We start from the raw sequence: 22,657 nt of genomic DNA, 5'->3' as shown, positions 1-22,657 counted from the left end.
TGGCAGCCGGCTGCCTCAAAGTGGTTTGCTGGAGCCATGGATTCAGCGGACAGATCTGCGTTGCCCCCTGAGGGGCAGCACGCCAACGAGCCCCACGGCAACGACATCGTGCACCGCCTGAACTGGCTGCGTGCCGGTGTCCTCGGAGCCAACGACGGGATCGTGTCGGTCGCTGCGATTGTGGTGGGCGTCGCCGGTGCGACCAGTGACAACGGCCCCATCCTCGCGGCCGGTGCTGCCGGACTCGTGGGCGGTGCCATATCCATGGCCCTGGGCGAGTACGTCTCCGTCAGCAGCCAGAGCGACAGCCAAAAAGCGCTGATCGAGAAGGAACGGCGCGAACTTGACGAGGAACCGGAAGAGGAGCTGCTGGAGCTCGCCGCGATCTACCGGAGCAAGGGCCTTAGCGAGGAGACCGCCCAGAATGTGGCGCGGGAACTGACAGAGCACAACGCCCTGGCTGCACATCTATCCGCCGAGCTCAATATCGACGAACAGGACATCGTGAGCCCCTGGCATGCCGCCTTTGCGTCAGCGATCGCCTTCACCCTGGGGGCCATTCTGCCGATGCTGGCCATCCTGCTGCCTCCTGAAAACATTCGCGTTGCGGTGACTTTCGGAGCAGTCCTGCTGGCCCTGGCTGTGACGGGCGCCGTGGGCGCGTGGATCGGCGGCGGTTCGAAGACCCGGGCGGCCGGACGCGTGGTGGTGGGTGGCGGCCTCGCCCTGGCCGCGACGTTCACTATCGGCAACCTGCTCGGCGCCAGCGGCATCGTCTAGGGGTGCCACCGGCATCGTCTAGGGGTGCCAGCGGCATCGTGCAGGCAGGAGCTGTCCGGCCTACCCGATCCGCAAGGCCCGCTCCACTACGCTGGAGCTGTGAGCCGGCCAGCAGACGTTCCCATCCCCCCGGACCTGACGCGCCGCTACTCCCGCAGCAGCGCCGGCAGGGCCTGGCTGGCGTCCCTTCCTGACATGATCCGCGGCCGGCTCGACCAGTGGCAGCTTGAGCTTGATCTGGAACCGGGAGCGTTTCCGTGGTGCGGACACGGCGCGGTTGTGGTTCCGGTCCGCGCGGCGGGATCGGCCGCAGCATTGAAGGTGGCCTTTCCGCACGATGAAGCCCTCGTTGAACGCCATGCGCTGGCACTGTGGAACGGCCATGGCGCGGTAAAGTTGCTGGCCTCCGACGCCGGAACGTGTTCAATGCTCCTTGAGCGCCTGGATGCGGGCAGGTCGCTCCGGACAGAGCCGATGGACACCGCCATTGAGGTGTGGGGCGGGCTGATGCGGGAGCTGAGCCTCGTGCCCGACGGCCGGCCGCAGTGGCAGGAATTTTTGCACGTTGCCGCCCGTGCGGAACAGTGGAGCGACGACTTGCCCGCCGACTGGGAACAGCTGGGCCGCCCGTTTCCCCGGTGGCTGCTGGAGGCAGCACTCGAGGTTTGCCAGACCCGAGGCGCCGTGGGCCGCCGCTCCTCGGAGGACGTCCTGGTCAACACGGACTTCCACTACCTCAACATTCTGGCCAGGTCTGACTCCCCAGCGAACTCTGCGGCAGGGAACCGTTCCGCCGGGGAGACTGTCGCCGACGGCTTTGCCGCCATCGACCCCCAGCCGATGGTGGGCGAGGCGGAATTCGCGGTGGCTCCCGTGCTCTGGAACCGGATCCCGGACCTGCCGGCATCGGATCCCGCCGGCGGCCTGCTGGCAAGGTGCCATGACTTCAGCCTTGCGGCAGGGCTGGACCCGGAAGTGGCCCGGCAGTGGAGCCTGGCCAGGGAGGTGGACAACGCCCTGCACTACGCCTCGAGGCCAGGGCACGGCGGTGACATGGCCCGGTCCCTATGGGTGGCCAGCACGCTTGCCGGCCAGACGCTGGACGGGCTTCCCGCAGCGCCCGACTTGCCCGAACCCGGCGAGGATGCCATGAACACATCGCCGTCGTAGGGCCCCGGAGAGCACAGGGCCGTCAGGACCCGCCCAACCGGACGGCTTCGAGGGCCATCCGCACCGCATCCACCGCGGTGGTGACGTCATCGGCGTCGGTGGTCCAGTTGCTGACCGATATCCGCACCACGCCCCTGCCATGCCAACGGGAACCGGACATCCACACCATTCCGTCGGCGATGAGCCGATCCGCCACGCGTTGGGTTGTAGCGTCGTCGCCGAAGGCCACGGTGATCTGGGTGTAGCCGACGTCGTTCAGGACTTCCACCCCGTCAATGGCCGTGAGCTGTTCCGCGAGCTGGGCAGCGGATGTGGCAAGGCGGCGGATCTGTTCGGCAACGCCGTCCCTGCCCAGGGACTTCAGCGCAGCCCACACGGGCACTCCCCTTGCCCTGCGGGAAAGCTCCGGAACCCGCTGGCTGGGATCACCCAAGCCGTCGGCATCCTGGAGAAGGTAGCTGGCGTGCAGCCCCATGGCACTGCGCAACGCTTGCGCATCCCGGACCGCGACGACGCCGCAGTCGTACGGGACGTTAAGGCTCTTGTGCGCGTCTGTGGCCCAGGAGTCGGCCCGTTCCACGCCAGCGGTCAGCCCTGCGAGCTCCGGGACGGCCGCAGCCCAGAGTCCGAAGGCCCCGTCCACGTGCACCCAGGCGCCGTGTGCCTTGGACGCCGCGATGGCTGGGGCGAAGGGGTCGAAGGCTCCGGAGTGGAGGTTTCCCGCCTGCAGGCACACCAGCACCTGGGCGGCCGGCCCCGAACCCTGGGGTACGCCAGACTGGGCGGCGCCTGAACTATCCGTTGCTGCATGCTTCAGCGCGATCCGGTTCAGGGCACAGTCCAGCTCCGCGGCGTCGATGCGTCCCTGGCTGTCGGCCGGAACCACGGTGGGGCTGCCCATTCCCAAGTAGCGCAGCGCGAGGTCCACCGTCTCGTGCCGTTCCTCCCCCACAAGGCAATGGATCCGCGGAGCGCCGAAGAGTCCGTCACGTTCCAGGTTCCAGCCGGCGTCCTTCAGAAGCCGCCACCGTGCGGCCGCCAGCCCGGTGAAGTTGGCCATGGTGGTTCCGGTGACGAAGCCGACGTCGGATTCCTCCGGCAGGCCCAGCAGCTGCAGCAGCCAGTGGCCGGCTGCGTCCTCAATGGCGGCAATGGCTGGCGTGGCGTAGCGGAGCCCCGAGTTCTGGTCCCATGAACTGACCAGCCAATCGGCCGCCATGGCAGCCGGGAGGGTACCGCCGATGACCCAGCCGAAAAAGCGGCCGGATGGCATGGCCATGAGGCCCGGTTCGGCGTGGCTGGCCAGGTAATCCACGACGTCTGCCGGGGGCATGCCGGAGTGGGGCAGCGCTCCGTCGAACGCTGCGGCGAGTTCCCGGGCTGCCTGCTGCGGACCTACCCGGCGGCTGGGCTGGCTTTCCAGCCAGCGCGTCGCATGCCGGACGGCTGCAGCCAGGGCGTCCCTGTACGGTTCCGCGCCGGCTGACATAGAGGCATGCTACGCCGTCCCGGGACCGCCCGCGAGAACTAGCTCCGCCGGAAACCTGGCTCAGCCGAGAAGCCAGCTCAGGCGAAGTTCTCCTGCCAGACGTCCAAGGCGAGCTTGACGATCAGGGCGAAAACCACAACGAGGAACACCACACGCACAAATTTGCTCCCCTGCTTTACTGCGGTGCGCGCCCCGAGGTAGCCCCCGGCCATGTTCGCTGCGCCCAGCAGCAGGCCGACTCCCCAGAGGAGCGACCCGTGCGGGAGGAAAAATATAAGTGCCCCGGCGTTCGTCGCCATGTTGACGATTTTCGCCTTGGCGCTGGCCTCGAGGAAGGCGTACCCCATCGCCGAAACCAGCGCAATCACCAGGAACGATCCGGTGCCGGGCCCGATCAGGCCGTCGTAGAACCCGATCACGGCGCCGATGGCGCAGGCCACCACGTAGTGCGTGCGGCCGTCGTGCCTGAGCACGGTCAGGTGGCCGGCGTCGGGCCTAAGTGCCGTGAACAGCGCGACGGCAACCAGGGCCACCACGATGATCGGCTTGAACACCTCCGCCGGCAGCCGGGTGGCCAGCAGCGCACCGCCGAAGCTGCCCGCCAGCGCGATCGCGGCCATCGGCACGGCCGTCCGAAGGTCGGGCCGGACGCGGCCGTAGTAGGTCACGGCACTGGTGGTGGTGCCGAAAATGGAGCCCATCTTATTGGTGGCCAGTGCCTGCACCGGGGTGATCCCTGGCACGAGCAACAGCGCCGGCAGCTGCAGCAGGCCGCCGCCGCCCACGACGGCGTCCACCCAGCCGGCGGAGAAGCCAGCCACCACTATCAGGACGATAGTGGCGAGCTGGATCGACTCAAACCCCGAAACCACTGAGAGGGTCGGGCGTCAGTTGCTGCGGACGGCGTTGACCACGTAGTCAACGGCCTTGTCCACGGCCACGTTCTCAGCCTCGCCGCTGCGGCGGTCCTTGATTTCGACGACGCCGTCGACCAGTCCGCGGCCGACGGCAAGGATGGTGGGCACGCCAACAAGCTCGGCATCGCCGAACTTGACGCCCGGGGAAACCTTGGGCCGGTCATCGTAGATGACTTCCAGGCCTGCGGCCTCAAGCTCGAGGGCGAGCTGCTCAGCGGCGGCGAAGATTTCCTCGCCGCGGCCGACGGCCACGACATGCACGTCGGCCGGAGCCACGGAGCGGGGCCAGACGAGGCCCTTGGCGTCGTGGTTGGATTCCGCCAGTGCGGCCACGGCTCGGGTGACGCCCACGCCGTAGGAACCCATGGTGACCACCACCTGCTTGCCGTTCTGGTCCAGGACCTTCAGTTCCAGCGCTTCGGCGTATTTGCGGCCCAGTTGGAAGATGTGTCCCATCTCGATGCCGCGGGCCGTTTCGAGCGGTCCCGAGCCGTCCGGGGCTTCATCGCCGGCGCGCACCTCGGTGCACTCGATGACGCCATCCCACGTGAAGTCGCGTCCCGCCACCAGGCCGAAGACGTGCTTGCCGGCCATGTTGGCGCCGGTCACCCAGGCGGTGCCGCTGACGACGCGCGGATCCACCAGGTACAGGAGCTTGGCGGCGCCTTCGAGGCCGAGGAGCGGTGCGCCCAGCGACATGCCCGGGCCGAGGTAACCGCGGACGATGAGCGGGTTGCGGGCCAGGTCCTCCTCGCCGGCGGCTTCCACGGCGATTTCGCCGGCGACCGGGAGGTAGGCGCCGATGTTGGCCTCGACGCGCTTGAGGTCGACACCCCGGTCGCCGGGGACACCGAGCACCACGATCTGGCGCTCCCCGGTGGGCAGGGTGACGGCGAGAACAACGTTCTTGAGTGTGTCAGCGGCAGTCCAGGGGCCGCCGTCGGCCTCGCTGCGCGGCACGAGCTCGTTGGAGGCAGCCACCAGCGTGTCGATCGTGGGAGTGTTCGGGGTATCGCGGATCTGGGCGGCCGGGGCGTTGGTGAAGTCGATTTCCGCGGGAACCACCGTGGTCACGGCTTCGACGTTCGCCGTGTAGCCGCCGGCCGAGCGCACGAAGGTGTCCTCGCCGATGTCGGTGGGGTGCAGGAATTCCTCGCTCCTGGACCCGCCCATGGCGCCTGCGGTGGCCGTGACGGGAATGACTTCCAGGCCCAGCCGCTCGAAGATCTTCAGGTAGGCGGCGCGGTGCGCGTTGTAGCTCGCGTCCAGGCCGGCGTCATCGACGTCGAATGAGTAGGAGTCCTTCATGATGAACTCACGTCCGCGGAGCAGGCCGGCGCGGGGACGTGCCTCGTCGCGGTACTTGTTCTGGATCTGGTAGAGGCTCAGCGGCAGGTCCTTGTACGAGGAGTACAGGTCCTTGACCAGCAGGGTGAACATCTCCTCGTGCGTGGGGGCCAGCAGGTAGTCCCCGCCCTTGCGGTCCTTCAGCCGGAACAGCCCTTCGCCGTACTCGGTCCACCGGTTGGTCGCCTCGTAGGGCTCCTTGGGAAGCAGTGCGGGGAAGTGAACTTCCTGGGCGCCGATGGCGGCCATCTCTTCCCGGATGATCTGCTCCACCTTGCGCAGCACGCTCAGTCCCAGCGGCAGCCAGGTGTAGATGCCCGGAGCCGCGCGGCGGATGTATCCCGCGCGCACGAGCAGCCGGTGGCTGGCAACCTCGGCGTCAGCGGGGTCTTCACGCAGGGTGCGCAGGAAAAGCTTGGAGAGTCGAAGAACCACGGGTACGTGTCCGTTTCTGGGGGAAGTGCTGATTGTCTGGGTACTAATCTACCGGCTGGGCAGCAGTACAGGTTCCGGGCCCTGTGGGAGCTGAACAGGAAAACCACGCCCCGCAGGAGAAGCCCCTGGCCGTTCACGGCCGGTCATCCCTGTGGCGGCGTGGCTCCGCGGCCGGTCATGCCGCTGATTCTAGAAAGACCACCGGGTCCGAAAACACGGTTAGAACGAACCTATGTGATAGCCGTCACCGATTCCAAATCCAGCGTGACCGGTGCGGCTTTGGCAACCGGCTAGAAGAGAACCGTAGCGAAGGTCCCCACCTGCCGGAAGCCCACGCGTTCGTAGGTGGCCCTCGCCCGGGAGTTGTAGTCGTTGACGTAGAGGCTGGTGACGGGAGCCATTTTCTGGGCCAGCAGCACCACGGCCGCCATGTAGCCGGCGCTCAGCCCTAGTCCCCGGCGGCTGGGGTTCATCCATACGCCCTGGACCTGGGTGACTTCGGCGGTCACTGCACCCAGCTCGGCCTTGAACACGACTTCGCCGTCCTTCAGGTGGACCAGGGAGTGTCCCTGCCGGATCAGGCCCGCCACCCGGCGGCTGTAGAAATCGCGGCCGCCGAGGTACGGCGAATAGCCAACCTCTTCCTCGAACATCGCCGCGCAGGCAGGGAGGATGGCGTCAAAATCTGCGTACTGCCCGTATCCCAGCTGCCAGTTCGGCTCAACAGCCGGGGGGCCGGTGATGGTCATGAGCGGCTGGTCGGGCCGCACCTCGTGAGCCAGGTGGCCCAGCTCTCCAAGGTGGCGGTGCAGGGCAAGGACCGTGCCGGCCGGCCCGAAGATCGACGCGTACCGCCGCCCGGAGCGGTGGGCCGCAGCAGCCACCGGCCCGGCCAGCTCGGGGTCGAGCTGGACGGGAACAAGGTTGGCGCCTGCCCAGCAGGCGCCAACCAGAACGTCGTCGTCGAAAACGCCCAGGACGTTGGCTCCGCCCGGGGTGGGCGCGGCAGAGTCTGTTGACTCCAGGTGCGCCAGGATGAACACGTTGGCGACGGGATCGGTCCCGGCCAGTTCGCGCAGCTGACGGGTGTCCCCAACACCCAGTACCCGGACGGTGGCGCCGTCCGGCGTTGCGCCGTCCTTATGAGACGCTAACCACGGGGCTACCCTTGACAGCATCTTCGCCATCGGCCTCCCCCATCTCTTCCGCGATACGCATGGCCTCTTCGATCAGTGTCTCAACAATCTGGCTCTCGGGGACAGTCTTGATGACCTCGCCCTTCACAAATATTTGGCCCTTGCCGTTGCCCGAGGCGACGCCGAGGTCAGCTTCCCGTGCTTCGCCCGGACCGTTGACGACGCAGCCCATGACGGCGACGCGCAGCGGGATCTCCATCCCCTCGAGGCCGGCGGTGACCTGCTCGGCGAGGGTGTAGACATCAACCTGGGCGCGCCCGCAGGACGGGCACGAGACGATTTCCAGCTTGCGGGGGCGCAGGTTCAGCGACTGCAGGATCTGGTTCCCCACCTTGATCTCCTCGACGGGAGGGGCAGACAGGGATACGCGGATGGTGTCGCCGATGCCGCGCGAGAGGAGGGCGCCAAAGGCTGTGGCCGACTTGATGGTTCCTTGGAAGGCGGGGCCGGCCTCAGTGACGCCCAGGTGCAGCGGCCAGTCGCCCTTTTCGGCCAGCATCTCGTAGGCCGCCACCATGACCACCGGGTCATTGTGCTTCACGGAGATCTTGAAGTCGTGGAAGCCGTGCTCCTCGAAGAGCGAGGCTTCCCAGACCGCGGATTCGACCAAGGCCTCCGGGGTGGCTTTGCCATACTTCTTCAGGATGCCCGGTTCCAGCGATCCTGCATTCACGCCAATGCGGATGGACGTGCCGTGGTCTTTGGCCGCTTTGGCGATCTCCTTGACCTGGTCGTCGAACTTGCGGATGTTGCCCGGGTTGACGCGCACCGCCGCGCAGCCGGCCTCGATGGCCGCGAAGACGTACTTCGGCTGGAAGTGGATGTCGGCGATGACCGGGATCTGCGATTTCCGGGCGATGATCGGAAGCGCCTCCGCGTCATCAGCGGACGGGCACGCCACGCGGACGATGTCGCAGCCGGAAGCGGTCAGCTCGGCAATCTGCTGCAGCGTGGCGTTGATGTCCGTGGTGGGCGTGGTGGTCATCGACTGCACGCTGATGGGGAAATCGGAACCGACGCCGACGGAGCCCACCTTGATCTGGCGCGTCTTGCGTCGCGGGGCAAGGACGGGCGGTGGTGCGGATGGCATTCCCAGGCTGACCGAGGTCACGTGGACTCCTTGAATTCGAAAATCGGTGGTGCGGGGCGGCTAGGCTGCGTGCTCAGCCAGGAGACCGGTCACGGGGGCCCATTCGGTGGTTCGCGTGCCGGAAATGACGCCCGCTGCCGCGAAGGGATCCTGCCGGAGGATCTCGTTGAGTGCGGCTTCGTCGGCCGTCTTGAAAATAAGCAGGGCACCTGCGCCGTCGCCGTAGGGTCCGCTGGCCAGAAGCCTGCCGTCCTGCGCGAGTCCTGCAGTCCATTCGCGGTGGGCGGGGCGGGCGGCCGCGCGCGTTTCGGAGGACTCGGCGTCGTATACGTACTCAACAGCAAAAACAGTCATAGAGATACCCTATCCCGCGGCCGGGCTAGCCGAGGAGCACGACCTTCGTGAAGGCGGCAACTCCCGCCGCCCACAGCATGGAGGCCAGGGTGCCGATGATGAACCGCTCCGCTGCCACCGGCGTTTCCTTGAGTTCCGCGAACCGGCCCAGGCCTTTGATGGCCACCACGTAGGCGATTGCCACGGGCTGCCCGGCCAGGATGGCAAGGCAGACTGCCAGCCGCTCGAGCACGCCGATGATGGCCCCGCCCCGGAGGATCCGTTTGGCCGACGCCTCGCCTCCGGGTTCCGGCGCGGCAGCACCACCGGCGTCCACCGTGATGTCGCCGTTCACTGTATTCACCCTGTCCCCTGCCGGGCTGTCCGCCGCAGCGGGGCTGTCCACCGTCACGTCGGCCGAGGGGTCGTCGGCGCCGTCCCTGCCGGCGCTGGCGGCGGCATCGGCTTTGTCGTCGATGGTGCGGGCCAGCCGGAAAACCAGGGCCGTGACAGGCCAGCCCACGAATCCGGCCGTCAGCAGGGCGGCTGCGATCCAGACTGCGTTCACGCTTCTCCTCGGTTGTCGTCGCCGTCCTGGGCTCCAGGTGTGAGGTTCTCAAGGACGAGGCGGTGGGCGGTTGCCAGCAGCATTTCCACCGCCGGCCTTGCCGCCCATTCTTCCTGCCAGCCCGACCGGAGGACGGCCCGGCTCACCGACTGTTCGGTGATTCCCAGCTCCCGCGCAACCTGTTTCTGGAGTCCGTGGCGTCCGGAGCCCTGTTCGGTGGCTGCACCGCTCTTCGCACGGAGGGCATCCACCACGCGCCACTGGGCCTCGGTCCGTGCCTGCACCAGCCCGCCGACCAGCCGCAGCACCGCCTCCGCGTTTGCGCACGCCACGACGGCCTCGTGCTCGCGGCTTCCGGCAACCACGGCCGCGGGGACATGGCTCGCGGCTGACTTGGCCCGCTCCACCGCCCGGCGAGCAGCGACAAAGGCGGGGCCGGACCCTTCGCGCGGGCTCGCGTCCGGCGGCAGGGTTCCCGGGCCGACGCCGATTCCGACGTACCAGTGCCCGCTTCGCAGGGCGTGCAGGGCCACGTCGACCACCAGGGCCGGGTCCTGCAGGACGCCCTGTACTTCGTCGCCGACAGAGCGTTCAAAGCGGACGCCAGGATGGCTGCCGAGGTCGCCGAGGAGCTCGGGTACGCGGTCCACGTCGCTGGTGCTGCCACGCTGGTCGATGGTCAGAACGTACATACAGAAACCGTATCCGGCTTATATTCGAAAATCAATCATTTGAAGCTGATTTTTAGTAATCAGTCAATCAAGGTTTAGCACCAGGTATCATCCGAAGAGATTCACCGGCTTCACGATGTCCGCGTAGATCAGCAGCGCACCCATTCCCATGAGCAGTGCGGCCACTACGTAGGTCACCGGCAGCAGTTTCGCGATGTCAAAGGCGCCGGGGTCGGGTTTGCCGAGCAGCTTTGCCGCCCGCCGCCGCACTGCCTCGTAGAGTGCGCCGGCGACGTGCCCGCCGTCGAGCGGGAGCAGCGGGATCAGGTTGAAGACCGCCAAGGCAAAATTCAGCCCGGCAAGCAGTCCCACCAAGGCGGCAAGCCGGGCCTGGGCAGGCACTTCCTCCATGGCGGCCACTTCGCCCGCCACGCGGCCCACGCCCACCACGCTGATGGGGCCGTTGGGGTCGCGGGGTTCTTCGCTAAAGGCCGCCTTGGCCACTCCGACCACCCGGGCCGGCAGATTGAGGACCACCCCGGCAACCTGCCTGATGTTCTCCCCCGCCATGGGCAGGACGGACGACGCCGGCTGGGGAACCAGAGCGGTCTGCGCACCGATGCCCAGGAAGCCAACGTCCTGGTACAGGAGCTTTCCGGCGTCGTCCTTCGCCTGGCGCCCATCCGGACCGACGACTGGGCGTGCCGACAGAACAGGGGTGACGGTGCTGGTCACCGGCGAGCCGTTGCGCTCAACAGTGATGGACACTTCCTTGCCCGCAGAAGCGCGAATCCAGCCCGTGAGCTGGTCCCAGCTGGTAACGGTTTTTCCGTCGAAGGCGGTGATGACGTCGTTGGGCTTGAGCTGCCCCGCAGCTGCCGGTGTCGGTTTGCAGTCGGCGGAGTTTGGGTCGACCGACTCCCCCGCCTTCACCTGGCACTTGGAGACGTCGGCGATGGTGGTGGTGGGCTCGGAGATGCCGAACCCCATGAGCAGCACGGCCGTGAGCACGAGGCCGATCAGCAGGTTCATTGCCGGCCCGCCCAGCATGATGATGATCTTCTTCCAGACAGGGAGCCGGTAGAACACGCGGTTCTCGTCCCCCGGCCCCACATCTTCATGGGCCATGGAGCGGGCCTCGCTGGCCAGCGTCTGGAACATGCCGGTGCTGGACGGGCGCACCGAGCCGTCCTCCTTGTTGGGCGGGTACATGCCGATCATCGACACGTAGCCGCCCAGAGGCAGCGCCTTGAAGCCGTACTCGGTCTCGCCCTTTTTGGTCGACCAGATGGTGGGTCCGAAGCCGATCATGTACTTGGTGACTCGCACCTTGAACAGCTTGGCCGGCACCAGGTGGCCCACCTCATGCAGCGCAATGGATACCGCGATGCCGACCGCCACAAAGACGACACCAAGAATAAAGAGGATAACGGGACTCATGCTTCAGATCTGCTGCTTCCTAGAGACTGCTCACTGCTAAACGTTCGTGGGTGCGCGCACGTGCCCACGTCTCAGCATCGAGCACGGTTCCGACCGTTAGCCCGGAGGAACCCGAATGCTCGCTGAGGACGGCTTCGATCGTATCCACGATGTCTGTGAACCGGATTCGTCCCGCATGGAAAGCCATGACGGCTTCCTCGTTGGCGGCGTTGAACACTGCAGGGTAGGTACTGCCCTGTTTCGCCGCGTCCTTGGCCAGCCGGACGGCGGGGAACGCGCCGGCGTCCAGCGGCTCGAACGTCCAACTGGTGGCCTGCGTCCAGTCGCACGGCGTCGCCGCGCTGGGCACCCGGTGCGGCCAGCCCAAGCCAAGCGCAATTGGAAGGCGCATGTCAGGCGGCGACGCCTGGGCAATGGTGGAACCGTCCACGAACTGCACCATGGAGTGGACCACTGACTGCGGATGGACCACCACCTCGATCCGTTCCAAGGGGATGTCGAACAGCAGGTGCGCCTCAATGACCTCAAGGCCCTTGTTGACCAGGCTGGCTGAGTTGGTGGTGACCATCAGGCCCATGTCCCAGGTGGGGTGGGCCAGCGCCTCCTCCGGCGTGACGGCCGAGAGCTGTTCGCGGGTCCGGCCGCGGAAGGGCCCGCCCGAGGCGGTCAGGATGAGCTTGTCCACTTCTCCGGCGGTCCCGGAGCGCAGGCACTGGGCGATGGCGGAGTGCTCGGAGTCGACCGGAACGATCTGCCCCTCCGCGGCGGCGGCCTTGACCAGCGAACCGCCAACGATCAGGGATTCCTTGTTGGCCAGCGCCAGCGTGGCCCCGGACTCCAGCGCGGCGAGGGTTGGCGCCAGGCCGATCGAGCCTGTGATGCCGTTGAGCACCACGTCCGCCTTCACGGCGGCGATCCTGGCCGAGGCGTCGGGGCCGGCGATGATCTCGGGACGGTACTGACCCACCCCGGCTAACCTGGCGGCGTCGTTGATCAGGTCCCGCAGGCGCCCCGGGTCACCTGCGGCGATGCCGATGGCGGCGGCCCGGGTGTGCACGGCCTGCCGGGCGAGGAGTTCGAGATTGCCGCCCCCGGCGCTGAGCGCCACAACCTCAAAAAGGTCCGGGGCGCCGTCGACGACGTCAATCGCCTGGGTGCCGATGGAACCGGTGGATCCGAGAATGACGACGGTGCGCGGCTGGCTGTCTGGACGGCTGGAGCCGGAAGTCTGCATGGCTTAAGTATCCCGCACCGCTGACCGCAGTCGGTCTGGCAGCGGGTACCCACCCGAAGAGCAGCAGCACGCGGGCGCCAAGCTCACACGAGTTAGGTAGACTGCAGCAAAACAGAGAGTTTCCCACTAGAGGACCAGCCCATGAACCGCAAGGCCACCGCACTGGACGTCGCCAAGCTGGCAGGTGTCTCGCGCAGCGCTGTGTCACTCGTGCTCAACGGGCGGGGCGATGGCAACGTGGCCCTCGAAAGCCAGCAGCGCATCCGGGAAGCAGCCGCCGCCCTCAATTACTCGCCGAACAAGATCGCCCTCAGCCTGCGAAATCAGCGGTCGCGGGTCATCGGGATCGTGTCGGACCAGGTGGTCACCAGCCCGTTCGACGGCAACATCATCGCCGGGGCAGACGCTGTGGCGCGGTCGCACGGCTTTGTCACGGTGGTCATGGACACCGAACTGGACGAGTCCCGTGACGAAAGCGCAGTGGAAACCCTGCTGGACCGGCAGGTTGACGGCTTGATGTACGTGACGGTGGGCCTGCGTCCCCTGCACGTGCCGCCGAACATGGCCCGGGTCCCGTCGATCCTGGCCAACTGTTTCGACGACCGCCCCGATGCCGGCCTTCCGGCTGTCATCCCGGACGAGGTCAGGGGCGGTCGGGAAGCAGCCGAGCACGTCATGGCCCTCGGCCACCGGGACATCGCCTTCCTCGCCGGGGACTCCCTGACGCCCGCCGCGCCCCGCCGGATCGAGGGCTACCGAGAGGCCTTTGGCGGCGCCGGCGTCCCCGTGAATGAGGACCGTGTTCTCCAGGTTGGCTGGGACACCGACGCCGGCTTCCACGGTGCCATGAAGCTCCTCGACGGTGTGGATCCGGCCACGCGCCCCACCGCGATCCTGTGCGCCAACGACCGTCTCGCCATCGGCGTCGTGCTGGCCTGCTACCGGCTGGGGCTGAACGTACCGCAGGATGTGTCCGTCATGGGCTACGACGACGAATTCCGCATCGCCAAAACCATGGTCCCGGCGCTCACCACCATGGCCCTTCCGCTCCGGGAAATGGGGGCCGCCGCCATGACGGCGCTCCTCGCGGAGGTGGAGTCTGCACCGGATGGAAAGAACGACGACGACGGCGGGCCGGGTACCAGCCCCGCCGCCGCTGCAAGCACCAACCGTTCCGCGCAGGCCGAGACGATGGTCCCCTGCCGCCTGGTGGTCCGGGATTCCACCGGCCCGCTCCCGGCCGGACGTTAGGCCCGGCCGGACGTTAGGCCCGGCTGGGACTAAGTCCGCATGCGAAGTCAGCCCTGGGCCGGCGCCTGCACTAGTTCCCAGACATCGGCGGAGGCACCGGTAGGAATGTGCAGCTGCCACTCTTCCCCCGCCGCCGGGTAAGCACGCAGTGTGGTGGCCACCGAACCGGCCCGGTAGACCTCCACCAGCGAGGCATCCACGAAGACCCGCAGTTCCTCGCCCGGTGCGATGGTTCCGTTGAAGACGGTCTGGCGGCTGCCGTCCCCCACGAGCAGGAGTTCGACGGCGGTGTCCCCGCCAGCACCCGCACCTTCCGAACCAGCCCCGCCCGCAGTCACCAAGGCCTCGGCAAACGGAGGCAGCACAATAGATCCGCCCGCCTGGCTGGCCGTCCGCGCTCCACGGTAGGCGTCGATTTCCGGGGCGGGGCTGACGGCAAGGGCGCCGTCGACCACAGAGAGTTCACGCGGGAAGGTCAGGACACCCGCCCAGCCGGCAGCGTCAATTTCGTCCTGGCTGCGGCCGCGGCGTCCGTCGCGGCCCGGGCCCTCATTGGCCCAGCCCCACAGCAGGGCGCGGTCCTCCAGCGCCACGATCTGGGGAGCGTAGAAGTCGCGCCCGAGGTCGGACTTCCCGCCGCCGCGTGGGGTGAAGACCGGCAGCCCGGTCTCCGGGTCCTCGGTCAGCGAACCGACCAGGTGACCCACGCCGTTGGCGTGTTCGTGGGCGTCACCGGAAAGCCAAAGCGAGAACATCATCAGCCAGGTCCCGGAATCTTCAGAGGACTCGCCGGAGGCATCTCCCGCGAACCCCAAATCACCGGAGGAATCAGGCACCCGCACCAGCTGCGGGCATTCCCAGATCTCGGCCGGCGTGGATTCGGCGGCCACCGGGTTCTCCGAGGTCAGCCAGACACCCTGGTACTTCCAGTCGGACATGTCCTCCACCGTGTACAGGAGCAGTGCGGCGTTCCCGCTGGCGAGGCCGGCGCCCTGTATGGCGTACCGCTTGCCGTTGAACCGGAAGATGAACGGATCGCGCACCGCAATGACCTCCCCGTCGGCCGGCATCGAGGCCGCCACGTGGCCGGACTGTTCCCACTGGACCAGGTCCTCCGTGCCGCGGGCGATGACCACCTGGGAGTGACCCCCGTCGCCGCGGACGCCCGAGTACGCCGCGGTGGGAACACCGCCGTCGTCCGTCACCACACCGGTCCAGCAGCCGTACTCATCCGGCCCGCCGTGCTGCGGGCGCAGCGCCACCGGGTGTTCTTCCCAGCGCACCAGGTCGGCTGAGCTCACGTGGCCCCAGACGATCCTGTGGTGCCTGGCTGAGTCCGGGTTGTACTGGAAAAACACGTGGTACCGGCCGTTGATGTGGCTGATGCCGTTGGGATCGTTGATCCAGCCCTGGGCAGGACGCGGGTGGAACCGCGGGAAGGCGGGGTCGGTGTGGGCGGCGGCGACGTCGGCGAAGCGGACGGCGGCGAGGTCCGGGGAGGGCATGGAGGGGGCCTTTCAGTATTCAGGAATGGGAGGGTTATTTTCCGGTGCCGGCCGTGAGGCCGTCCTGGAGTGCGCGCTGGCCGAACATAAAGACCACCAGCGCCGGAATCATGGACAGGACCACGCCTGCGAGCACCACGGAGATGCTGCCGGTTCCCAGGTTGCCCTGGAGCGAGACCAGTCCGAGCGGGAGCGTGAAGTTTTGTTCGGAGATGGTCAGGATGAGCGGGCGGAAGAACTCGTTCCAGTGGAAGTTGAACGCGAGGATTCCCACGATCGCCATGCCGGGCATCGCCAGCGGCGCGTACACGGAACGGAACGTCCGCCAGGGCGAGGCGCCGTCGATCGAGGCGGCCTCGGCGAGCTCGGCGGGGAGCCCCATGAAGTACTGGCGCATCAGGAAGGTGCCGAACGCCGTCGGAATGGCCGGCAGGATCAGCGCCAGCAGCGTGTCCGAAAGGCCCATGCCGCGGATCAGCATGAAGACGGGCACGATCGTGACTTGTACAGGGACCATCATGGTGGCCAATACGATCGAGAAAAGTGCGCCGCGGCCGCGGAACTTCAGGTGTGCGAAGGCATAGCCTGCCAGCGCTGCGGAGACCATCTGACCCACCGCGATCAGCCCTGTCACCAGGGCGCTGTTGAGGACGAGGAGGAAGATGTTCAGCTGCTGGAAGACCTCACCGTAGGACGTGAAGTCCGGATTCCACGGGATGAACGACGGCGGCAGCTTGAAGGATTCCGACGGCGACCGCAACGATGTGGACAGGGTCCACAGCACCGGGCCCAGCGTCAGGGCGGCCGCGAGCAGCAGCAGAACGATGCGGAAGGCGAAGTTCCAGTTGAACCTGCGACGATTGGATGCCGTTTCCGGGAGGCCTTCGGAAAGCCTGGGGGAATGCCCAGCCAGGCCGTGGTCTGTTGTGGTTGTCATGGCTGGCCTTACTGGTAGAAGACGAATCGTTTGCTGAGCCGGAACTGCGCGGCCGTGATGGCCATAATGATCAGAGTGAGTAGAACGCCGATGGCGGACGCCTGGCCGAACTCGAGGCGCTGGAAGGCCGATTCGAAGATCACCATGACGGCGGTGCGTGTGGAGTCGCCGGGGCCGCCACGGGTCAGCACGTAGGGCTGGTCGAACACCTGGAGGGCGCTGATGATGGCCATCACCGAGGCCACCAGCGTGGTGGGGCTGAGCAGGGGCAGCGTCACGTGCAGGTGCTTGCGCCAGCCGGTGGCGCCGTCGATCGCTGCCGCTTCGTATGTCTCCACGGGAATGGAGGCCAGGCCGCCGATGAACAGCAGGAAGGAGAACCCGAAGTTCTGCCACACGTAGACCAGGATCACGACGGCGGCGGACCCGCCTGGCGTGGTCAGCCACGGGACGGCGGGGATGCCTACGAGGGACAGGAACCAGTTGACCACGCCGAACTGTTCATTGAAGAGATACCGCATGAAGATGGAAACCGACGCAGCGGACAGGATCAGCGGGAAGAAGAACGCCGAGCGGAAGAACACGCGCAACCAGGACGGCATTTTCTCCTGCACCATGATGGCCAGCGCGAGGGCAAGACCCAACTGGAGGGCCACGGCCACCACCACAAACAGGATGGTGTTCAGGAATGACACCCGGACGGTGGGGTCCTGGACGACTTCGGAGAAGTTGTCGAAGCCCACGAAAGTGGGCGCCGAAATGATGTCCCAGCGGAAGAATGCGAGGACCACGGACGCCACGATTGGGATCAGCGTGAACAGGCCCATTCCGAGGATGGTGGGGGCCAGGAAGATCCAGGCCAGCCAGCGCTGGCCTTGCCGTGACTTGGCGGTGGCGTTTCTTCCGGCTGTGGCGGCAGGCATCGCCTTGCCGGCTGCCCCCTTGCCGGACTGCCCTGCCGGCCGGCGGGTGGTGGTGCTCATGACTGCCTCCTCAAGGCCAGTTCAAGGTCGCGCTGCATGGAGGCGAGGGCCTGCTTGAGCTGACGCTCGTCGCCGCTGACAGCCAGCGATACGTTCTTCATCAGGGCCGTTTCGACGGCGGCCTGCTGCGGTGGTGCAGGAATGGGGCCGGAGGTGGGGAACCGGTCCAGGGTGTCGTAGAAGACCTTCCAGTGCGCGGGTCCCTTGCCGGCATAGAGCTGTTCGTTGACCATGGAGCGGCGCGCCGGCGTGGTGATCGGGTTCGGGAAGATCAGCTCCATCGCCTCACGGCTGGAGCTGAACTTGATCCACTCCCAGGCGGCGTCCTTGTCTTTGGCGGTCTTCATGATCGCGTAGCCGGCGGTGCCGAACTGGTGGCGCTGGGTCTTCCAGCGCGGGAAGAACTGGACGTCGAAATCACTTTCGCCCATCCCGGCCTCGTGCAGGCCCTGGACCCAGTAGCCGCCGGCCGGCGTGGTGCCAATGCGGTTGGAGGCGAATAGCCCCACGAGTGAGCTGCCGCCGCCTTCCTCCGGGCGGACACCGAGCCCGTCCTTGACCAGCCCGCGGAGGTAATCGAAGGACTCGAACACACGGTCGTCGTTGGCGTTGGGCTCGAGCCATTGGTATCCGCCTGAGCGGAGGCCTCGGGAGGGATCGTTGGCGTAGAAGCCGTCCCAGAGCCACTCCCCGCCGGCGGACCTGGTTTCCTTCAGGAAGCTGGTGTCATTCGCGTAGAGCCACGGCACCACACCGCCGAAGAGCCGGTTGGTCCAGTAGTAGGGCGTGAAGTCCGAGGTGCGGGCCTTGCGCATGGCAGCGAGGCTGTTGCGGAAGTCCACGTGGGTCCAGTCATCCGCCGGGCGCTCCAGTCCGGCCTGGGCGAATGCGGTGGTGTTGTAGTACATGTTGGCCGCGTTCCAGTCCATGGGGAGCTGGTACAGGCTGCCCTTGTACATGAAGGCCTCAACCAGGCTGGGGTGGACGTCGTCGAAGAACTCGGCCATGTCCGCGGCGTCGCGGCGCACGTACTCGTCGAGCGGGTGGGCGAGCTTTTCCGCGAACAGCTGGGCGCCTTCGGTGGCCACGTAGACCACGTCCGGTGGTGTCCCTGCGGCCACCATAGTGAGGATCTTGGTGAAGAAGTCTTTCCAATCCACGGCCTGGATGGCCTGGACCTTGACCTTGATCTCCGGGTGGAGTCGGGTGAAAGCGTCGATGGCGCGCTGGCGGGCGGCGGCGTCCGCGGCGGTGCCCATGATGGCGATGCTGAGGCTGTTGTCCCCGCGGCCTGGAATGTCGGTCCCGGAGAGACGCGGCCACGATGCCACGGTCGCTCCGATAATTCCCGCGCCGAGGGCACCAAGGGCGGTACGACGGGTGATCTCCCGCAGGTGCCCGTTTGTGGCTCCGGTCATGTCATTTTCCTTCCTAACACGTGTTAGGAACTGTAGATGGCCGGCCTAACACGTGTCAAGCCTCACAATTAACCGCCGCACCAGCCACCGAAGACGTCCGCGCCGATGCTGACTTCCTACATGCCTAGCCCCCGTCACTCCCCCGCTTCGCGTCGTGGACTGATGGCTGGCCCTTGTCCTTGTCTGATTTGCGCACAACGAAGTGGCGCCCTACCTCCATTGGCTCCCGCCTGGACGAGCACACACCTTGACGCGCATCCGGGCCGGGGTAACGTGGTGCCCGTGGACTGGGCCGCGTGGTTCGATGCGCCGGACTATGAATTCGCCCGGCAGGTGCTGCAGCGCGGCGTCGCCGCACTCTATTTCGTCGCGTTCCTCTCCTCCCTCAACCAGTTCCCCGCGCTCCTCGGCGAGCGCGGACTCCTTCCTGTACCGGATTACCTGAAGGCCTTCAGCCGGATGCGCAGGCCCACGCTGTTCCGCTGGCGCTACTCGGACCGGCTGTTCCGGGCCGTATGTATCGTGGGGCTGGTCATCTCCGGCGTCCTGGTCCTCGGCCTCCCCCAGCTCGGCCCGCCCTGGCTGCCGCTGATCGCTTTCCTGGCCTTGTGGCTGCTGTACATGTCGGTGGTCAACGTGGGCCAGACGTTTTACGGGTTCGGCTGGGAGATGCTGCTCCTGGAGGCCGGCTTCACAGTGGCCTTCCTCGGATCGGACCAGACCCATCCGCCCAGGACCATCCTCATCCTCGTGGCCTGGCTGGTGTTCCGGCTGGAATTCGGTGCCGGCATGATCAAGATCCGCGGCGGCCGGGAGTGGCGCGACCTCACCGCCCTGTACTACCACCACGAGACGCAGCCGATGCCCGGCCCCCTAAGCCGGCAGGCGCATCTGCTGCCGAAGCCCTTCCACCGGCTGGAGGTGGTGGGGAACCACTTCGCCCAGCTGGTGGTGCCGTTCTTCCTCTTCGCGCCGCAGCCGCTGGGCAGCATTGCGGCGGGCATCGTCATCTTCACCCAGCTGTGGCTGGTGGCCAGCGGCAATTTCGCCTGGCTGAACTGGATTGCGATCGTGCTCGCCTTCGCCGGCGTCAGCGATCCCGTGGCGCACGCGGTACTGCCATTCATTCCGCTGGAATGGCACACCACCGGGGAGACGCCGCTGTGGTGGCTCCTCATCACGCTGGCCGTGTCCCTGCTCCTGGTGGTCCTCAGCTACTGGCCCATCCGCAACCTGTTCTCCGAGTACCAGCTGATGAACGCCAGCTTCAACCGCTGGCAGCTGGTGAACACCTACGGCGCGTTCGGCACGGTGACCAAGCAGCGCATCGAGGTGGCGGTGGAGGGCACCCTGGACGAGGATCCGGACGAGGCGGCCGACTGGCGCGAGTACGGTTTCAAGGGAAAACCGGGCGAGGTGCACAGGCTGCCCCGACAGTGGGCGCCCTACCATCTGCGGCTGGACTGGCTCATGTGGTTCCTGCCCCTGCGCACCGTCCACGAGGAATGGTTCTACGCCTTCCTGGGCAAGCTGCTCGAGGCAGACGCAGCGATGCTGCGGCTGCTGCGCCATGACCCGTTCGGCGGCGAACGCCCCCGCTGGGTGCGCGCACGCACCTACCTATACCGCTTCGCCACCCGGGCGGAGTTCCGGGAGACAGGCCAGCGCTGGGTCCGGACACCGCTGTACGAGGCGATCCCGCCCATCTCCCTGCGGGCACGGAAATGATGGCGTCCGGAATATAACGAGGACGACGGCGGGCTACCGGGCGCTGTGGAACCTACCGGGCCCTGCGGAGCACCGACTCCGCGTGCCGGAGGATGGGGCCGTCGATCATCCGGGCCCTGGTACTGGAACACGCCGGTCCCGGCTTCCTTTGCGGCCTCCAGCAGGTGCGTGGCAGCGGCCACGTCCTCGCCCGAGGGTGCGTAGGCGGCCCGGACGGCGGCCACCTGGCTGGGGTGGATGCAGGCCTTGGAGCCGAACCCGGAGGCAGCGGCGTCCCGGGCCTCCGCGGCGAGCCCGTCAAGGTCGGGGATGTTCACGTAGACCGCGTCCACGGCCTGCTTGCCGGCTGCGCCCGCTGCCAGGAGGACAGCGGAGCGGGCGTGCAGGGCAACAGCGCGGTAGCCGCCGTCGTCGTTCCTGCTGGAGGTGCCGCCAAGGGAGGCGAGAAGGTCCTCCGCTCCCCACATCATGGCCACCACATTGGGTTCGGCGGCAATGGCGGGGGCGTGGACTACGCCCGCGGCCGTCTCGCACAGGGCAATCACGTGGAAGTCCGGCAGGGCCCGGAGCTGGCTCGCGCTCTCTGCCTTGGCGAGCATGACGCTGCGGTAGGGCGTGTGCGCCAGGCAGTGCAGGTCCTTCTCGAAGTCCTCAGTGCCGGCCGGGTTGATCCTGATGATGGTCCGGCTGGGGTCGAGTTCCGGCCCGTCGCCGGAGCCCCCGAGCTGGGCGAGGATGGCGCCCCGGGCCCGCTGCTTGTCCGGCGCCGCCACGGCATCCTCAAGATCCAGGATGACGGCGTCGGCGCGCTCGGCGGCCTTTTGGAAGCGTTCGGGGCGGTCGGCAGGGCAGAAAAGCAGGGCAGGGCCCATCACAAAAGTCATACAGTCATTGTCCGATTATTTGCCCCGCTGCGCCTCTATATGTGCCTCGCGCGTCCACATCAGGCAGCTCCGCGTGGCCAGCGCCACCACCGTTCCGTCTTGGTTGCGGCCGGTGTGCTGCATGGTGACGACGCCCTGCCCCGGCCTTGACCCGGACAGCCGCTTGCCGGTGATGACGGTGTCCGTGTAGAGCGTGTCACCGTGGTAGAGCGGGTGCGGGAAGGAGACGTCCGTCAGCCCCAGCTGCGCAATGATGGTGCCCTGGGTCAGCTGGCCGACGGACTGCCCTACCACCGTCGCCAGCGTGAACATGGAGTTCACCAGCCGCTGGCCGAAGGGCTGGCCCGCGCTCCAGGCCGCGTCCAGGTGCAGCCCCTGCGTGTTCATGGTCATGGTGGTGAACAGCACGTTGTCCGTCTCCGTGACGGTCCGCCCGGGGCGGTGGGCGTAAACGACGTCCTCCTCGAGTTCCTCGAAGTAGAGTCCGCGCTGCTCGACGACCCGGGCACCGCCGGTGGTTGAGCCTGTCGAAACCGCGCTCATACGGTGAGTTCCTGGTCTTCCTCGAACAGGTCCGCCCCGGTGGCCGCGGCAACATCCTCCACCGATACGTTGGGGGCGAGCTCGCGCAGGATCAGGCCGTCGGGCGTGACATCGAGGACGGCAAGGTCGGTGATGATGCGGTCCACGCACGCCTTGCCCGTCAGGGGCAGCGAACAGCGATCCACGATCTTCGGTTTCCCGCTGCGGTCCACGTGCTCCATCATCACGATCACTTTCTTGGCTCCGAAGACCAGGTCCATGGCCCCACCCATCCCCTTGACCATCTTTCCGGGGATCATCCAGTTGGCGAGGTCCCCGTTCGCGGCCACCTCCATGGCGCCAAGCACGGCCACGTCCACGTGCCCGCCGCGGATCATGCCGAAGGACTGCGCGGAGTCGAAGAACGCGGCGCCCTTGTTGACGGTGACAGTTTCCTTGCCGGCGTTGATGAGGTCCGGATCCACCTCGTCCTCGCCGGGGTAGGGCCCGACGCCGAGGATGCCGTTCTCGGAATGCAGGACCACTTCAACGCCGGCCGGGATGTAGTTGGGGATCAGGGTGGGCATGCCGATGCCGAGGTTCACGTACTGGCCGTTGCTCAGCTCCTGGGCCACCCGGGCGGCGAGCTCATTGCGGGTCCAGCCTTTGCCCTCGGGGTGTGAGGAAGCAGCCCGGCGGTACTCGGGACGGACGGCCTCGGGGCGGGGCGGCTGCCCCATCGCGCTGTTCAGGTCCATG

20 protein-coding genes and 1 pseudogene are annotated in these 22,657 nt (G+C 67.1%); 4 read left to right on the top strand and 17 right to left on the bottom strand.

Going from position 1 to position 22,657, the window contains the following annotated elements; genetic code table 11:
• Positions 1–36: 36 nt before the first annotated feature.
• Positions 37–780: a VIT1/CCC1 transporter family protein gene (locus tag QFZ33_RS08850; protein ID WP_307026675.1), complete on the top strand. Its 744-nt coding sequence runs from the start codon at positions 37–39 to the stop codon at positions 778–780.
• 99 nt (positions 781–879) lie between these two features.
• Positions 880–1,950 carry an aminoglycoside phosphotransferase family protein gene (locus QFZ33_RS08845; protein ID WP_307026673.1) on the top strand — a complete coding sequence of 357 codons (1,071 nt, stop codon included), beginning with the start codon at positions 880–882 and terminating at the stop codon, positions 1,948–1,950.
• 22 nt (positions 1,951–1,972) lie between these two features.
• Here the strand turns inward: QFZ33_RS08845 and QFZ33_RS08840 are convergent, their stop codons facing one another.
• The 10 genes from QFZ33_RS08840 to dxr all read right to left on the bottom strand — a co-directional run bounded on the left by QFZ33_RS08840 (position 1,973) and on the right by dxr (position 12,670).
• Positions 1,973–3,439 carry a pyridoxal phosphate-dependent decarboxylase family protein gene (locus QFZ33_RS08840; RefSeq protein WP_307026671.1) on the bottom strand — a complete coding sequence of 489 codons (1,467 nt, stop codon included), beginning with the start codon at positions 3,437–3,439 and terminating at the stop codon, positions 1,973–1,975.
• Positions 3,440–3,516: 77 nt separating this feature from the next.
• A complete protein-coding gene (locus tag QFZ33_RS08835) occupies positions 3,517–4,311 on the bottom strand; it encodes a sulfite exporter TauE/SafE family protein (RefSeq protein ID WP_307026669.1) in 795 nt (264 codons plus the stop codon).
• A gap of 15 nt (positions 4,312–4,326) precedes the next feature.
• On the bottom strand, positions 4,327–6,138 hold the full coding sequence (locus tag QFZ33_RS08830; protein WP_307026667.1) for a proline--tRNA ligase: 1,812 nt from the start codon (positions 6,136–6,138) through the stop codon (positions 4,327–4,329).
• Between the two features lie 290 nt (positions 6,139–6,428).
• Entirely contained in the window at positions 6,429–7,316 is an 888-nt protein-coding gene (locus QFZ33_RS08825; protein WP_307031733.1) for a GNAT family N-acetyltransferase, read from the bottom strand.
• Positions 7,279–8,445, bottom strand: coding sequence for a flavodoxin-dependent (E)-4-hydroxy-3-methylbut-2-enyl-diphosphate synthase (ispG, locus tag QFZ33_RS08820; RefSeq protein WP_003805892.1), 1,167 nt, complete (start codon positions 8,443–8,445; stop codon positions 7,279–7,281). Before ispG ends, QFZ33_RS08825 begins: the two co-directional genes overlap by 38 nt.
• Before the next feature lie 39 nt (positions 8,446–8,484).
• The gene (locus QFZ33_RS08815) at positions 8,485–8,778 is read right to left on the bottom strand and encodes a YciI family protein (protein ID WP_307026665.1); all 294 of its coding nucleotides are present in this window, start codon (positions 8,776–8,778) and stop codon (positions 8,485–8,487) included.
• Between the two features lie 25 nt (positions 8,779–8,803).
• The gene (locus QFZ33_RS08810) at positions 8,804–9,325 is read right to left on the bottom strand and encodes a hypothetical protein (RefSeq protein ID WP_307026662.1); all 522 of its coding nucleotides are present in this window, start codon (positions 9,323–9,325) and stop codon (positions 8,804–8,806) included.
• Positions 9,322–10,017 (bottom strand): MarR family transcriptional regulator, encoded by a 696-nt coding sequence (locus QFZ33_RS08805; RefSeq protein WP_307026660.1) that lies wholly within the window; start codon positions 10,015–10,017, stop codon positions 9,322–9,324. Before QFZ33_RS08805 ends, QFZ33_RS08810 begins: the two co-directional genes overlap by 4 nt.
• A gap of 87 nt (positions 10,018–10,104) precedes the next feature.
• Positions 10,105–11,436 carry a M50 family metallopeptidase gene (locus QFZ33_RS08800; protein WP_307026658.1) on the bottom strand — a complete coding sequence of 444 codons (1,332 nt, stop codon included), beginning with the start codon at positions 11,434–11,436 and terminating at the stop codon, positions 10,105–10,107.
• A gap of 19 nt (positions 11,437–11,455) precedes the next feature.
• Entirely contained in the window at positions 11,456–12,670 is a 1,215-nt protein-coding gene (dxr, locus tag QFZ33_RS08795; RefSeq protein WP_307026656.1) for a 1-deoxy-D-xylulose-5-phosphate reductoisomerase, read from the bottom strand.
• Between the two features lie 141 nt (positions 12,671–12,811).
• Here dxr and QFZ33_RS08790 point away from each other — a divergent pair, with 141 nt between their 5' ends.
• The gene (locus QFZ33_RS08790; RefSeq protein WP_307026654.1) at positions 12,812–13,921 is read left to right on the top strand and encodes a LacI family DNA-binding transcriptional regulator; all 1,110 of its coding nucleotides are present in this window, start codon (positions 12,812–12,814) and stop codon (positions 13,919–13,921) included.
• A gap of 47 nt (positions 13,922–13,968) precedes the next feature.
• Here QFZ33_RS08790 and QFZ33_RS08785 read toward each other — a convergent pair whose 3' ends face one another.
• The 4 genes from QFZ33_RS08785 to QFZ33_RS08770 are packed head-to-tail and all read right to left on the bottom strand — an operon-like array spanning position 13,969 to position 18,764.
• Entirely contained in the window at positions 13,969–15,426 is a 1,458-nt protein-coding gene (locus QFZ33_RS08785; protein ID WP_307026652.1) for a glycoside hydrolase family 32 protein, read from the bottom strand.
• A gap of 34 nt (positions 15,427–15,460) precedes the next feature.
• The gene (locus QFZ33_RS08780) at positions 15,461–16,363 is read right to left on the bottom strand and encodes a carbohydrate ABC transporter permease (RefSeq protein ID WP_307026650.1); all 903 of its coding nucleotides are present in this window, start codon (positions 16,361–16,363) and stop codon (positions 15,461–15,463) included.
• An 8-nt stretch (positions 16,364–16,371) separates the two neighbouring features.
• The gene (locus QFZ33_RS08775) at positions 16,372–17,346 is read right to left on the bottom strand and encodes a carbohydrate ABC transporter permease (RefSeq protein ID WP_373427247.1); all 975 of its coding nucleotides are present in this window, start codon (positions 17,344–17,346) and stop codon (positions 16,372–16,374) included.
• Positions 17,343–18,764, bottom strand: a complete 1,422-nt coding sequence (locus QFZ33_RS08770) for an extracellular solute-binding protein (protein ID WP_307026648.1) — start codon at positions 18,762–18,764, stop codon at positions 17,343–17,345. The genes QFZ33_RS08775 and QFZ33_RS08770 overlap by 4 nt, the downstream gene beginning before the upstream one ends.
• A gap of 282 nt (positions 18,765–19,046) precedes the next feature.
• On the opposite strand from QFZ33_RS08770, the gene QFZ33_RS08765 reads away from it, so the two are divergent.
• Positions 19,047–20,492, top strand: a complete 1,446-nt coding sequence (locus QFZ33_RS08765; RefSeq protein ID WP_307026646.1) for a lipase maturation factor family protein — start codon at positions 19,047–19,049, stop codon at positions 20,490–20,492.
• A 52-nt stretch (positions 20,493–20,544) separates the two neighbouring features.
• Here the strand turns inward: QFZ33_RS08765 and QFZ33_RS08760 are convergent.
• The 3 genes and pseudogenes from QFZ33_RS08760 to QFZ33_RS08750 all read right to left on the bottom strand — a co-directional run bounded on the left by QFZ33_RS08760 (position 20,545) and on the right by QFZ33_RS08750 (position 22,656).
• Positions 20,545–21,376 (bottom strand): annotated as a pseudogene (locus QFZ33_RS08760) (HpcH/HpaI aldolase/citrate lyase family protein).
• 15 nt (positions 21,377–21,391) lie between these two features.
• Positions 21,392–21,919: a MaoC family dehydratase gene (locus QFZ33_RS08755; RefSeq protein ID WP_307026644.1), complete on the bottom strand. Its 528-nt coding sequence runs from the start codon at positions 21,917–21,919 to the stop codon at positions 21,392–21,394.
• Positions 21,916–22,656, bottom strand: a complete 741-nt coding sequence (locus tag QFZ33_RS08750; RefSeq protein ID WP_307026642.1) for a CoA transferase subunit B — start codon at positions 22,654–22,656, stop codon at positions 21,916–21,918. The genes QFZ33_RS08755 and QFZ33_RS08750 overlap by 4 nt, the downstream gene beginning before the upstream one ends.
• Between the last annotated feature and the right edge of the window lies 1 nt (position 22,657).

Origin of the sequence: Arthrobacter globiformis, from assembly GCF_030815865.1 — a bacterium.
Classification (GTDB): Bacteria; Actinomycetota; Actinomycetes; order Actinomycetales; family Micrococcaceae; genus Arthrobacter; species Arthrobacter globiformis_B.
This window is presented reverse-complemented; position numbering and strand designations above follow the sequence as displayed.

Bases quoted from the DNA above. Each gene is read 5' to 3' on its own strand.
- QFZ33_RS08850 (WP_307026675.1), top strand. From the start codon at position 37: ATGGATTCAGCGGACAGATCTGCGTTGCCCCCTGAGGGGCAGCACGCC.
- QFZ33_RS08840 (WP_307026671.1), bottom strand. From the start codon at position 3,439: ATGTCAGCCGGCGCGGAACCGTACAGGGACGCCCTGGCTGCAGCCGTC.
- QFZ33_RS08825 (WP_307031733.1), bottom strand. From the start codon at position 7,316: ATGCTGTCAAGGGTAGCCCCGTGGTTAGCGTCTCATAAGGACGGCGCA.
- QFZ33_RS08815 (WP_307026665.1), bottom strand. From the start codon at position 8,778: ATGACTGTTTTTGCTGTTGAGTACGTATACGACGCCGAGTCCTCCGAA.
- QFZ33_RS08805 (WP_307026660.1), bottom strand. From the start codon at position 10,017: ATGTACGTTCTGACCATCGACCAGCGTGGCAGCACCAGCGACGTGGAC.
- QFZ33_RS08800 (WP_307026658.1), bottom strand. From the start codon at position 11,436: ATGAGTCCCGTTATCCTCTTTATTCTTGGTGTCGTCTTTGTGGCGGTC.
- dxr (WP_307026656.1), bottom strand. From the start codon at position 12,670: ATGCAGACTTCCGGCTCCAGCCGTCCAGACAGCCAGCCGCGCACCGTC.
- QFZ33_RS08790 (WP_307026654.1), top strand. From the start codon at position 12,812: ATGAACCGCAAGGCCACCGCACTGGACGTCGCCAAGCTGGCAGGTGTC.
- QFZ33_RS08785 (WP_307026652.1), bottom strand. From the start codon at position 15,426: ATGCCCTCCCCGGACCTCGCCGCCGTCCGCTTCGCCGACGTCGCCGCC.
- QFZ33_RS08780 (WP_307026650.1), bottom strand. From the start codon at position 16,363: ATGACAACCACAACAGACCACGGCCTGGCTGGGCATTCCCCCAGGCTT.
- QFZ33_RS08775 (WP_373427247.1), bottom strand. From the start codon at position 17,346: ATGAGCACCACCACCCGCCGGCCGGCAGGGCAGTCCGGCAAGGGGGCA.
- QFZ33_RS08770 (WP_307026648.1), bottom strand. From the start codon at position 18,764: ATGACCGGAGCCACAAACGGGCACCTGCGGGAGATCACCCGTCGTACC.
- QFZ33_RS08755 (WP_307026644.1), bottom strand. From the start codon at position 21,919: ATGAGCGCGGTTTCGACAGGCTCAACCACCGGCGGTGCCCGGGTCGTC.
- QFZ33_RS08750 (WP_307026642.1), bottom strand. From the start codon at position 22,656: ATGGACCTGAACAGCGCGATGGGGCAGCCGCCCCGCCCCGAGGCCGTC.